General features: G+C 40.0%; 10 protein-coding genes and 1 other RNA gene. 6 read left to right on the top strand and 5 right to left on the bottom strand.

The window, feature by feature from the left end:
* Positions 1-43: 43 nt before the first annotated feature.
* Positions 44-1426: a hypothetical protein gene (locus FHK88_RS13000; RefSeq protein WP_227431140.1), complete on the top strand. Its 1383-nt coding sequence runs from the start codon at positions 44-46 to the stop codon at positions 1424-1426.
* Positions 1427-1521: 95 nt separating this feature from the next.
* Here FHK88_RS13000 and FHK88_RS12995 read toward each other — a convergent pair whose 3' ends face one another.
* Positions 1522-2640 (bottom strand): serine hydrolase, encoded by a 1119-nt coding sequence (locus FHK88_RS12995; protein WP_227431139.1) that lies wholly within the window; start codon positions 2638-2640, stop codon positions 1522-1524.
* A gap of 232 nt (positions 2641-2872) precedes the next feature.
* Here FHK88_RS12995 and FHK88_RS12990 point away from each other — a divergent pair, with 232 nt between their 5' ends.
* From FHK88_RS12990 to FHK88_RS12980, 3 genes are all read left to right on the top strand, one after another.
* Entirely contained in the window at positions 2873-3508 is a 636-nt protein-coding gene (locus FHK88_RS12990) for a response regulator (RefSeq protein ID WP_227431138.1), read from the top strand.
* Positions 3509-3538: 30 nt separating this feature from the next.
* Positions 3539-5314, top strand: a complete 1776-nt coding sequence (locus FHK88_RS12985; RefSeq protein WP_227431137.1) for a sensor histidine kinase — start codon at positions 3539-3541, stop codon at positions 5312-5314.
* 490 nt (positions 5315-5804) lie between these two features.
* Entirely contained in the window at positions 5805-7493 is a 1689-nt protein-coding gene (locus FHK88_RS12980; protein WP_227431136.1) for a sigma-54-dependent transcriptional regulator, read from the top strand.
* A gap of 83 nt (positions 7494-7576) precedes the next feature.
* Here the strand turns inward: FHK88_RS12980 and FHK88_RS12975 are convergent, their stop codons facing one another.
* Both FHK88_RS12975 and gpmI read right to left on the bottom strand, forming a co-directional pair.
* Positions 7577-9028 carry a S41 family peptidase gene (locus tag FHK88_RS12975; RefSeq protein WP_227431135.1) on the bottom strand — a complete coding sequence of 484 codons (1452 nt, stop codon included), beginning with the start codon at positions 9026-9028 and terminating at the stop codon, positions 7577-7579.
* Positions 9029-9058: 30 nt separating this feature from the next.
* Positions 9059-10657, bottom strand: coding sequence for a 2,3-bisphosphoglycerate-independent phosphoglycerate mutase (gpmI, locus tag FHK88_RS12970; RefSeq protein WP_227431134.1), 1599 nt, complete (start codon positions 10655-10657; stop codon positions 9059-9061).
* A gap of 532 nt (positions 10658-11189) precedes the next feature.
* Here gpmI and ssrS point away from each other — a divergent pair.
* Positions 11190-11383: non-coding RNA, 6S RNA (gene ssrS, locus FHK88_RS12965), on the top strand.
* Positions 11384-11607: 224 nt separating this feature from the next.
* Here ssrS and FHK88_RS12960 read toward each other — a convergent pair.
* Complete coding sequence (locus FHK88_RS12960) at positions 11608-12234, bottom strand: FxsA family protein (RefSeq protein ID WP_227431133.1); 627 nt, start codon at positions 12232-12234, stop codon at positions 11608-11610.
* Between the two features lie 268 nt (positions 12235-12502).
* Between FHK88_RS12960 and ruvC the strand changes: the two genes are divergently transcribed.
* On the top strand, positions 12503-13087 hold the full coding sequence (gene ruvC, locus FHK88_RS12955; RefSeq protein WP_227431132.1) for a crossover junction endodeoxyribonuclease RuvC: 585 nt from the start codon (positions 12503-12505) through the stop codon (positions 13085-13087).
* A gap of 45 nt (positions 13088-13132) precedes the next feature.
* Here the strand turns inward: ruvC and FHK88_RS12950 are convergent, their stop codons facing one another.
* On the bottom strand, positions 13133-13957 hold the full coding sequence (locus FHK88_RS12950; RefSeq protein WP_227431131.1) for an META domain-containing protein: 825 nt from the start codon (positions 13955-13957) through the stop codon (positions 13133-13135).
* Positions 13958-13987 lie beyond the last annotated feature (30 nt).

The following is a 13987-nucleotide window of genomic DNA, read 5'->3' as shown; positions in this document are numbered from 1 at the left end:
CATGAGTTTTTAATATTTAATCCATCTATATTTGGAGTTGATTATGCTAAATATAACGCTTACTAAACACCCATTAACCAAAGCCATCGCTTTTGCCTTATTTGGTGGCTTAACCATCAGCACCCTAACCGCTTGTGGCTCATCAGAAGACCGAGCCAATGCAACGGTTGACCATCATCACGACCACCATCACCATCATGATGAAGGGGTGGATGCAGAAGTTGCTCAAGGACGACTACTTATCACTGACCACGACAGTGATACGGCTTATGTCTACAGCATTGCTCAAAACAAAATTATCCAGACTTTTGGAAATGCTGGACATATTGATGCCCTACAAACCAGCCCAGAGGGCAAATATGCCCTAGCATTAAACCGCCAAGATAATCTAGTCAACTTTTATCACAGTGGCTTACGGGTTGAAGACCATGGTGACCATGACCACGCTTATGCTGGTGAAGTTCGTAAAATGTTGACAAGTTTACCTTACTTTACCCCCAACCATTATCAAACACATGGCACACAGGCAGGATTATTTTTTGATGGTAAAGGCGAACAAGGTAATCCTGTGGACAAATATATTAAGCCAGCAGGCTTTGTCTTAGTCACAGATGAGGGTATTGATAAAGGCAAACTGCCTTATCAAAAACTCACCCCTAATATGCATGGTACAGCAGAGGCTCAAGGAGAGTATATCATTACCACCGCTCGCCTAGAAAGTACAGGTAGCCCACTTGCTGACAGAGTTGTGGTCTATCAACAACATAACGACCATTATCACAAGCACCAAGAGCTACCCACTGCTTGTCCAAGCCTACATGGTAGTGGCAGTGCAGGTGATTACAGCGTATTTGCTTGTGGCGATGGTGTGGTGAGTGTACATAAAGTTGATAATGAGTTTACCTCAGAAAAACTACTTAACCCTGCCAGTATTAGTAACAATCAATGTCAACGCCCTGGTCGACCTGCTTATCCATCTCGTATCGGCTCATTTGCCACCAGCCCCCATCATGAGTTTTTGGTGGGTACGGCATGTGGTCAACCACATTTGATTAATCCTGTCACTAAAGAGTTTTCTGCCATCACTTGGACGACAGACAAAGAGCGTAAAGTGTTAAGCTATGAGTTTGACAGCACTGGTAACTATTTACTACTACTTGATGACTTAGGCAAAGTCACCATTTTGGATGTGGCTCAAAACTTTAAACCCATCAAAACCCTTGATGTTATCAGCGATGGTGTCAAAGATGGTGGGCATGGCGGTCCAAAACTTGTTGTTAACCCCAATAGTAATAATGTCTATGTGTTAAATGCTGGTAAAAAACAAATTGCCATCATTGACCCCAAATCTGCCAGCTTAAAACCTGCCATCGACTTAGAATTCACCCCATCTGAATTGACATGGTTTGGGGTAATCAAAAAATAAGCATAGGACTTATGTAAAAACTTTAGTTAAAAAATAGCGATAAAAAAACCTTGAGATAATGCTCAAGGTTTTTTATTACTAATATGTTTTGTCTTTTAGATAGTACGTCTTAATGCAAGACTATTTAAAATATTTTCAGCATCACTCCAACGAGTCGCTGAACTGTTTGCCCCTAGTAGTACAATAATAGAAGGACGATTATTTACCATCGTCTCCATCACCACACAACGCCCCGCTTCATTAATAAATCCAGTTTTTGAAATACCAATAGGATAAATAGCATCACGCACTAAATAGTTAGTATTACGGGCAAGGTAGCGACGATTGCCCTCAGAATAATTTGCAACAAAGAAATCATAACTGGGTGTGGTCGTGAATCGACGAATCACTTCATAGTTACCAGCAGCACGTACCATCTTCACTAAGTCATTGGGGGAAGCAACATTACGGACATCCAATCCAGTTGGGTCACCAAAAAATGCGGATGTCATGCCTAATGACTGTGCTTTTTGATTCATTGCTCGCACAAAAGCATTATATCCACCTGGGTAACTTCGTGCTAATGCTTTACCTGCTGGATTTTCTGACTTCATTAGCATCATCAATAACAATTCAGCACGATTGAGTCTATCTCCTACTTTTAAGTTAGTACCGGAAGTTTTTTCATAGTTACTATAGTATTTTTTTGCCACATCAGCACTTTGAATGATAATTTCTTCATTCATACTCTGCCCACCATCAAGTATGACCATCGCTGTCATTAACTTAGTAATAGATGCAATGGGACGGGCAACGTTGGCATTTTTTTCATAAATAGGTGTATTTGTACTCAAATCTAAGACTACTGCACCCCGTGAACCTGTCGTAATACTCAAAGGGTCATAATAGTGGTTATTACTACTATATATATTATTATAGTTTGATGCATAAGTAGTATTTGTATAGTTGCCCTTATTAATATTACTATAGCCATTATCAACACGTCTGACCGTTGTGGCGACATTACTACTTTGACCTGTAGTATTATTAGAGTACATAATTGTACGAGCTTGTGATAGGCTATCAGCTCCTCCCATACTAATACGTGCCGTTCCATAACTTGGGCTTGGTTCACTAATTGTGAGCGCGGCTACGGCGCTAGTAGAAATCATTGCGCCACAGCACAATGCAAAGATAGACGCCAATTGACGAGGCGTAAAGTCTGAGCTTATCATGGAAGTTCCTTGTTATATTTGAAAATACATCAAAAGTATGAGATATAAAGTAAAGGTAAGGGTATTATATTAGATAATATTACCACCAATTACGTTTTAGGTTAACCATCAGATGTTTCTAAGCGTTTCAAATCTACCAATAATGAAATTTTTCTACAATAGGTTTGTATACTAGCAATATATATTTACATATCTGTAAGAATTAGCCAGCACAACAAAAGTGAGTAGTTATATGATCCGAGTTTTAGTCGTTGATGACCATGATTTAGTCCGTATGGGTATTAGTAGAATGCTGGCAGATAGCCCTGACATTGATGTTATTGGAGAAGCAGAAAATGGCGAAACAGCCATTAAAATGGTCAAAAGCCATAGTCCCGATGTCGTATTACTTGATGTGAACATGCCTAATATTGGTGGTGTCGAAGCGACTAAACGCTTAGTACAACTAAATACAGGCGTCAAAATATTAGCGGTTAGCAGTTTGTCTGCTCAGCCTTATCCATCCATGCTTTTAAAAGCTGGAGTACATGGATATATCACCAAAGGTACACCACTTGATGAGATGATACGTGCTATCAAAAAAGTACACCAAGGTGGGCGTTATTTTAGTAGCGATGTCGCTGAACAACTGGCAGAAGTACTACTATCAGAAAATGATGGCTCACCATTTGACTTACTCAGTGAGCGTGAAAAACAGGTTGCTATGATGGTTGTTAACTGCCAAAGTGCGCAACAGATAGCAGATCAGCTTTTTGTCAGTGTCAAAACCATTAACACTTACCGCTATCGTATTTATGAAAAAGTCGGTGTTGACAGTGATGTCAAACTCACTCATCTAGCCATGCGACATGGCTTAATACAACCTTAAACTTTGCTGAAGTCTGATAAGCTGGCTACTATGAACTGGAACACCTTAAAGCACTACATTAGACCAATTGTACGACCAACCATTCAGCAAACTGCTCTACTGCCTACAACACAGCTGCGTAAGCTTGGATTAATTTATAGTATCTATCGTTTTGTTATTAGTTTATTTCTATTTTTATCCAACTACGCTTTAATCTTTGAAGACGATAAAATCGCAATTGTATTGCCTTCATTCTTACAGCAGACCATCTTATTATTTTACTGTATTTTTAGCATCATCTTATTAGGGCTATTCTTCTTTAATCCTCATGCTTCTAGACGACAGCTGAGTGTTGGTCTGGTTGTGGATGTGGTGGTTCTCAGTTTACTGCTATATACCAATGGAACACCCGACTTGCAGACAACCATGCTATATATGGTGGTCGTTGCTGCAAGCTTTATGCTTTTACCTACCTATCAGGGCATCATTGTTACCCTACTTGCTATTATTTTTGTTATTTACCAACAGTTTTTCTATGCCATTACTAATAGCATGAGCTTGTCTAACTTTGGTGATGCTCTATTACTCTCATTAAGCTTTTTAGGCGTTGGTTTTATCAGTTGGTCTATCTCAAAAAGACTGGCATTAGTTGAGCAGATTGCTGCTGCACATGCTATTGAAGTAGAAAAACTGCATGCAGTTAACCAAGAAGTCATTAGTAAGATGAGCAGCGGTGTCATGGTCTTCGACCAACAAAAACAAGTCGTACTATGTAATGAGGCGGCGGTTTATCTACTAAATATCGTACCCAATTTAACCTTAGCACTTACAGGAAAAGAGTTGCATGATTTTATTGGTCACAAAATTACCACGCAACATCCCGAATTACAGCAATGGATAGACACCGCCTCTAGACTTAACCGCTCACAGTGGGTATATCACCTCACTGACCCCAGTACAGTCACTGACAAGCTACGCTTAAGTGCGACGCAGCTACAAGATGCCAGTTTATTAATATTGATTGAAGACATGCGCCGTGAGCAGACCAATGCACAGCAGCTAAAATTAGCCTCCCTAGGACAGCTCACTGCCAGCATTGCACATGAAATTCGCAATCCTCTAGCTGCCATATCACAAGCCAGTGAAATGTTAATTGAAGATGCCCAAGAATCACTAGATAACTCCAATAGTCTCGCATCCAATGAAAATTTAAGCAAAGAATACCATGCCTTATTACAAAAAAATCAAGGTAATGCTGAGCTTTATCAGATGATATTTAAACAAACCAAACGGGTCAACCGTATCATCGAAGACATCTTAAAGTTATCTCGACAGACCAAACCAGACCAGACTGACTTTGCCATTATTCCTTGGCTTCAAGAGTTTTTAAATGATCACTACCAACAACATGATGTTTTTTTAACTGCAAAATGTGACACACATATTTATTTTGACCCCCATCAACTCGAACAAATTTTGATTAATTTAATTAATAACGGACTACGCTTCAGCAGCAAATCTCATTCACATGCTTATGTAGAGCTAGAGGTTTCTTGTATAGAAAACGATGTTATAATAGATGTACTAGATGATGGTGCCGGTGTAAACGAGTCGCAATTACCGAACTTATTTCACCCTTTTTTTACTACAGATAATGAAGGGACTGGTTTAGGCTTGTATCTATCACAAGCATTTTCAGAAGCCAATCATGCTCGCTTAGTTTATATTCCAGAGCATGAAAAAACATGCTTTAGACTTATCATGCCACAGGTTTCTAATATGACTTGCCAGCATTTATCATCTAATAAACCAGCAAATAGTAAATAGCTACCAAATAACTGATAAATAAATGAAAACCATATGACCAGACAATAACTCTAAACAGAGTATATCATCACACAATCGTATACAGTCTTATAGATAAATATACCTTTTTAATGATACTAAGTTAATGATGCTAAGCGCTTTGCCCAGCCCAACTACACCATGCTTAAATATCAACCGATAACATTAAACATGACTTTTTTATCCATTTAGAATCAATATGTACTCAAAAGCTACCCATTAAACTATCGTCAAAGAAATCTAAAATAGGTACAAGATGACTAAATCTAAACAATATAGTACAGACAGTACAGTTGTACAGCAAACGAGGTCAATATTGTAGCCGTTTAGTAGCTCTTTGATTAGAAATTTAGCAATTAGTGACTTACTCCAAAAGACATCACTATGCCAAGCTTAATTAATATAAACAACTAATTAAGTACTTATAATATAATTATTTTAAATACTTTCATTCAAAATTAAGAGATATCCTATGTCCGCCACTGCCCTTGTCATTGATGATGAAGTAGACCTTTGCCGACTAATGCAACTAACACTGACCAGAATGGGCATAAAAAGCGATGTTGCTTATGATTTATCAACGGCATATAACTATTTAGAGAATAATACTTATGACTTTTGTCTGACAGATTTACGCCTACCAGATGGCTCAGGCTTAGATCTTGTTCGTTACATCTCTGACTCCAACTTAAGTATTCCTGTTGCTGTCATCACAGCACACGGTAATATGGACCTAGCCATAGAGGCTCTCAAGCTTGGCGCATTTGACTTTGTCAATAAACCACTAGAGCTGCCTAGATTACGTCAACTCATTGAACATGCACTACGAGTCACTGCCGAAATTGAGGAAAACCCACCACAGCCTTCAAAAAAATCACCTGTAGAAGAATTATTAGATACTCATCTTATTGGAGAATCTAATGCGATTAAACAGCTAAAATCTACCATTGTAAAATTAGCACGCTCACAAGCGCCTGTTTTTTTATGGGGAGAATCAGGGACAGGTAAAGAGGTCGTCGCCAAACTGATACATGAACTCAGTCCTCGTCGAGAAGGCAGCTTTGTGCCTGTTAACTGTGGTGCTATTCCTGCAGAGTTGATGGAGTCTGAATTTTTTGGACACAAAAAAGGCAGCTTTACAGGTGCTACAACAGATAAACAAGGGCTATTTCAGCAGGCAGATGGTGGAACACTGTTTTTAGATGAAGTTGCTGACTTACCACTTGCCATGCAGGTCAAGCTGCTACGTGCCATACAAGAAAAAACGGTTCGTGCTATTGGTGATACAAAAGAAGTCCCTGTCGATATTCGCTTATTATCGGCTACCCATAAAGACTTAAATAAACTGGTACAACAAGGCAGCTTTCGCCAAGATTTATTCTATCGTATCAATGTCATTGAGTTAAAACTTCCTACTCTCAATGAACGTGATAATGACATCGCCCTTTTGGCCCATTATTTTTTAGATAAAATCATGCAAGACTGGCAAATTGAGCAACCCTTGACGCTCAGTGATGCCGCTATCAAAGCCTTACAAAGCCACCATTACGAAGGTAATGTCCGTGAACTCAGAAACCTTTTAGAGCGTGCCATCACATTGGCAGAAGATTCAGTGATTGATGCACCGCATTTGGGGCTGACACCCAATAGCAATACAAGTGGTGAGACTTTGGTTGCTCCTGCCATCAATCAACCATCCACAGCAGCAACGCAGACTGCTCAGCCGAATGCGTCTTCTGTGGCACGTCAAGATAGCAATACTACCAATGCCTCACCTGCATCCTGCTATACAGCATCATCGCAGTTTATTACCCAAATACAGGCAAACTTTACCGGTGCTCCAACACCTCAAGCGAAGCAGGAAAGTGATCAGCAAGAAAGCTCCAAACAGCCAGCCAAAGCCAGTACGCAACAAACAGCAGGCTTGTCTGCATCAACGCAGAATTCAAAAAATAATACTGACTTGAATGCCCAGTCTAAACTGCCAGATGAAGGACTTGAAGCCTATTTACAAGCCAAAGAGAAGCAAATTATTATTATTGCATTAGAAAAAACCAACTGGAATAAGACCAAGGCTGCTCAGTTATTAGGTACTTCTTTTCGCTCATTACGCTATCGTATGAAAAAGCTGGGGATTGATGGTTCAGGGGATGATGACTAACCGCTATGCCTTAGCATCTTGCAAGTAGAGGAAGTGATTTCCTCTACCTGTGAACAAACCATCAGGATGGGATATTTTATTCCTCAGTAATCATTTTTTACTGGTAGGCTACCTTCAGGCTCAGTAAACCGCAATCCTAGATCACGATCTTTGGAAAGTAGAATCGTCACTGCTTGTGTCTTCCATAAGCTACTGTTTTCTGATAGCTCAATATCTGGCGTCACACCTATGCCATCAATTTTCTCACCATCTGCGGTTAAATAATGAGCCACTGTCAGCTTAATCGCCTGCTCATCATTTAAAGGCAATACTGACTGCACTGAACCTTTACCATAGCTACGCTCACCGACGACCGTTGCTCGATGATTACTTTGTAAACTGCTTGCCAATACTTCAGCCGCTGAAGCGGAATAACGATTCTGTAATATCACCACCGGTAAATCTGTTAAAATTGGTGTGCCTCGAGTCACAAGCTTTTGAGGTTCACCTTCTCTACCTTGTACCTGCACAATCACCGTATCATCCATAAACAGACTGGCAACATCAACTGCCGACTCCAATACACCACCAGGATTATTGCGTATGTCTAATAATACACCAGTAATGGGTACTGTTAACTGATTAAGCGCTTTGAGGATCTGCTGAGCAGTATTATTTTGGAAAATGGGCAAACGGATAATCGCAATGCTATCTTCTACTTCTATACTGACATGCTGTTGCTCAGCTAAGTTACGTTGTAAGGTTACCATACGCTTTGCACGACCAGCTTGCGAAAATGTTACATCCACCTGAGAGCCTGCAATACCCGATAGCATCTGCTCAATATCTAATGGTTTCATTTCAGTATTCAGCTTGAAATTATTAATCTGATGCAAATAATCTCCGACAGCAATACCCGCAGCTGCTGCTGGTGAGTTTCTATCAATGCTACTCACGACCCATTGTCCAGCTGTGGCATCATATTGGGCATGTATGCCCACATGCCCAATATCACCCGCTGTAAATGCTCTCAAATTATCATAAGCTTCTGCATCTAAAAACTCGGCATGTGTATCCAATTTATGCAACATTCCACTAATAGCATCATTAAACAGGACATCATCATTTACAGGCTCAACATATTGGCGACGTACCAAGTCTATTACCTGTACAAAAGTTTTTAGTGTTTCAGGAGAAATGGCATTTAACGCTACTTGCTCAATGGGATCATTTGATGGGTTATTTGATAAATAACGGTCACTACGACGAATACTTTGATTGCCTGTATCTACAAGGTTACTGACGTCAGAAGTAGGATCAAGGGTATTGTCTTCTTCCTCATCAATAAGATCCCCCATCTCTTCTTCATCAAAAGACTCAGCAACATCATCAGCCACAAATGCTAGCATACTGTTAGAATCAGAAATAGCAGTTATACTGTGCGCATACATTGGCATACTGGCAGTCAACCCCAGACTAACAGCTAAAAATAATGGTTTAAATTTTTTAGCCACTACTGAGGCAAACATGGTAGAGCATATCGAGGTAGCGTTCATTATCTTAATCGCCATTAATATTAAGCACCATTACACGGTTGGTATCAGCAGATTCTTACCAGTCATCTCTTCTGGTTGCTCTAGTCCCATTAAAAATAACACTGTTGGGGCAACATCACATAAGCGTCCACCTTTACGCACTTGGACATTTTTATCACCAATATAAACTAAAGGCACATGCTCAGTCGTATGCTGGGTATGTACTTGCCCACTATCATAATCTTGCATTTGCTCACAGTTTCCATGATCTGCGGTAATCAGCATATGTCCACCAGCTGCTATTACTGCATCTGCAATTGTACCAATAGAGGTATCCAGCGCTTCAACTGCTTTGACAGCAGCGTCAAAGACACCTGTGTGCCCAACCATATCTGCATTGGCATAGTTAACGACCAAAACATCGTATTTACCAGACTCAATCGCTTCCTTTAACGCATCAGTGACTTCTGGTGCGCTCATCTCAGGCTTAAGATCATAAGTTGCTACATCAGGAGAAGGAATTAATATTCTATCTTCTCCTTCATACTCTACTTCACGACCTCCACTAAAGAAAAAGGTAACATGGGCATATTTTTCTGTTTCTGCAATTCTAAGCTGAGTCTTATTTTGATTTTGTAGATACTCTCCTAAAGTATTATGCAGCTCCGTCGGATAATATGCGATAGAGGTTTTACTATTTTCAGCCAATTCATCTGAATATTTTGTCAGCATCACAAATGCCGATAGTAAAGGACGATTATGACGAGGGAATCCTGAGAACTCATGATCAGGTAACACAAATGCTTGCGCCAACTCCCGCGCACGGTCTGCCCTAAAGTTCATAAAGATAACTGCGTCATTATCTTTCACTGTAAATGGTGTCTCACCATGCTCAATGACCGTGGTGGCACTGACGAACTCATCGGTCTCACGGGCTTTATATGCTGCTTGAATCGCACCATCAGCTCGAGTTGCCATACGCTCAGCTTTGCCTTCAGTCATCAGCTCATACGCTTTTTGCACCCTATCCCAACGCTTATCTCTATCCATCGCAAAGTAGCGACCAATAATGCTGGCAATTTGTACTTTACCCTCATAATGTGTATTTAGCTCATTTAGAAAATCACGCAAACGCTGGATATATTTATCCGCAGACTTTGGTGGAGTATCACGCCCATCTAAAAAACAATGCACATATACATTTTTGGCACCATGAACCACTGCTGAGTGACACATCGCTTCAATATGGTCTTGGTGTGCATGCACGCCCCCATCAGACAATAGCCCCATGATATGAACATCACCACCAGCGTCATTTGCCGCTTTGACAGCACCGACCAGTGCCTCATTTTTATAAAATTCACGACTTTGGATTTCACGAGAAATACGTGTTGAGTCTTGGAATAAGATTCGCCCTGCTCCCAAGTTCATATGCCCCACTTCTGAGTTGCCAAACTGCCCTTCTGGCAATCCAACATCCTCACCTGAACCAGAAATCAGACCATGCGGATAAGTTTTATAAATTTTATCTAAGTTGGGAGTGTTTGCTGCCGCAATGGCATTGTCCTGCTCTTCTTCACGATACCCGAAACCGTCTAAAATCATAACAACGTGAGGAATTTTTTTATCATTGTTCTTTGCAGTTGCCATGCACCACTACTCCTATAACTAAAGCATGAATTCAAAACACGAAAAATAAGGAAAAGCTTGATAATGTTGTGTATTTAAAGCGCAGTCATTCAAACTCTAAGACTTTCTGAATATCACTTCTAGCATATATGAAGATATCCTATTAGCTAAATCATCCAGTTAATAACTAAAAACACAGCACCAACAAGTATTACCTGCTAATTCTACCACATAACCCTTACTTTTAATAAAACAGAGCTGTTTGAAGAAAGTAACCAAACCTAAACTATGCTCACATTTTAACTGCTGAACTTAAACAACATCTATCAAGATGTATCATCAGCTTTTACCATCACCTTTTGTCATCAATGTGTAAAATATGATGACTATACTTCCTAAATTAATGAACATTTTTTTATCCATTGACTTAATAAGGAAGCTGAACTTTATAAATCACTCATAGTAAATATAAAAATGACAATAAGCGTTACTAAGGTCATACAAACCATACTATCCTGAATTTGCAATCAAGGCACAGATTCGCTAACATAGTGAGTATCTGGAGTACTCGCCAGTGGATGATATTCCCTGAGCCGATAATGTAATAATAGGATGTGCTACCTATTGTTTTAACAGGTAGGCCTGCACTGCATGCAGTGTATCAGGAAACCTAATGAGACAATGACACATCCGCCCTGAACTTCACGGTTCATGGGTTCCCATCTCACAGCGGTACTCTGGTACTACTTATTATCCGTATTTTATTACCTATCCTGATTTTCTGATAAATTCTAGCTAAATTAAGCAGATATATTGACCAAATCATGGTTATAAAAAAACCCTTATCACGATTTGAACTGATAAGGGTTTTTTATTATTTACATCTTCGCTGCGTCTTGCTTAGCTCTTAGTTATCCATTAACTACTCCATCCGTTATCTAATAACTCAACAGAGCCTAGCTTGTCTCTTGTTAGTCATCATTCGCTGACTTAGTGATTTTTTTAACATCCTTTTGTACTGGTTTGGCTGAACCATCAACTGTGGTATGTTGCTTAAACATATCACCAAAAGGACTATTTGACTGCGTACCATTCATATTACCAAAAGGATTGCTATTGCCAAATGGGTTTTGAGCATTGCCATTCATGCCTCCCATACCACCCATGCCACCAAATGGATTCTGTCCACCCATTTGTCTTGCCATCATGTCCATCATTTTTTGCTGATTGTTCATAACATAGTTATTTGCCATGTCTTTTAGTTTGCGCTGTACTGGTGGCAAGATGACTAAAAGAGCCAATATATCAGATAAAATACCCGGAACTAACAATAAGAATCCTGCGACTGCCATAGCGACTGACTTTATCATGGTATTTTCTGGTGGACGCATGGCTGGATTCATCATACCACCAGCTTTCATCTGTTGTGCCATCGGATTAAGTGTTGCCATCCCTTTACGAATTAATGTCACACCAATCACGGCTGCCACAATAAACCAAGCAAAGACCCACCAGCCACTGATAAACTGAGCAATCAGATACCACAATAACATTTCAATAATAAACCATACGATGGCAATGCCAACAATCTGACCCATAACACCTCGTCCTGTATAAAACTATATAAGTAAAAAATTAACTAAAAAGCCAAAATTAAGTCATCAAATAACAGTTTAAAGTAAAATTTAGGTGGCTCAAACTCACAACACCTAACCTCTAATCCATAGTAAATTTGCTTATTCTTACGTATATGGGGATTGATTGGTATACTATCAAATCAAAACACTGTCTTTGAACATAATTTCGTTATTCTATTTTTACTTTTTTTATATTTCCGTTGGGATTTTTAATCTAAGGCTCTTCTATATGGCGATTATCATCGGTATCGACCCTGGATCACGCATGACAGGCTATGGCATCATCCATCAAGCTGGTGATAAACTGCGCTATCTTGATGCAGGTACTATCCGCACTGAGACCAAAGAGATGCCAGAGCGTCTCAAGCGTATTTTTAAGGGTATCACTCGTATTACCCAGCATCATCTGAAATATGCTAATGAGCCAATTCATGCTGCCGTTGAGCAGGTATTTATGGCAGAAAACCCTGACTCAGCACTCAAGCTTGGGCAGGCTCGTGGCGCCGCCATTGCGGCCTTAGTTGCTTTAGATTTAGAGGTATCTGAATATACAGCACGTCAAATTAAGCAGTCTGTATGTGGTTATGGAGCGGCTGATAAAACGCAAGTTCAAGAGATGGTTTGCCGTATTCTACAGCTTGATGTCACACCACAAGCGGATGCCGCTGATGGATTGGCTTGTGCCATTTGCCACGCTCATTCTAGTCACTCTATGGGAAAGTTACTTGCCAATGCTGCATTACGAGGTCGTGGCTCATCGAAGAAAAAAGGGCGCTGGCGCTTGAGCGAAGAAGATGTCGCCCATCTGCGCTAAACGCCCTTGCTTTTAGTCTGTACTTATAACTACCTATGTAATTACCTATTTGTCAATAAATGTAGTCTCGACCACGCTATCCAATACATAGGCAAACTGCTTACCTTTCACATCGCTAGGGTCAACAACATAGCGTTTAAGACGTAATACTTCATCGGCGCTATCATTATGGGTATAGCCATCAATCACACCACCAAATATAGACCAGTTACCCTCACCAGTTTTGATACCTTGGTTATCATACTCTACAGGACGAACCTTTAAACAAACTTTGGTACTGGCAGGAGAGCATAACTGTGCCTCATGGCTCACTTCCCAAAACACTGTATCACCCTGCTGGTTGTATTTTGCTTGTGAGGTCAATACGCCTTTCCACACTAAAGTGGCATTATCATTAGTAATCTGAGTCAATACAGGCTCTTGTGTTCCTTGTACTGTCAACTGGCTAGAGCCTTGCATCAAGCTATTCAACAGGCTTTCTGCTCCACTTAGCTCACCACAGCCCATCATAGTTTGTCTAACATTAGCAATATTAAGCACATTATTGCTTAGGGTATACTGACCAACCATATTATTACAACCAACACTATATCGTGTGACATTATGTCCATTTTGCTGACCAAATTGCAGTATCACTTGGTCTTTAATGGCACTCAATGCGGGTAAAGACTGATTATTTCTATCTACCGCACTCACCAATGTCCAGTTGTAATGACTCAAAGTTTCATACGAAACAGGTGCTTGTGTATGTGCAGGTTTGGTATCATTCACTGCTGTTGTCCCTGTTGCAAAAGATAGATTTTGACAGCCACTTAATGCAAATACTGCACTGATGGCTGATAACATCATAACTTTTGAAGATATATTCATTATCTATTTCCTCTATTTTGTTGAATAGAC

Origin of the sequence: Psychrobacter sp. I-STPA6b, from assembly GCF_020662265.1 — a bacterium.
Taxonomy (GTDB): domain Bacteria; phylum Pseudomonadota; class Gammaproteobacteria; order Pseudomonadales; family Moraxellaceae; genus Psychrobacter.
The sequence above is the reverse complement of the archived record's forward strand: the minus strand, read 5'-3'. Positions and strand labels throughout refer to the sequence as shown.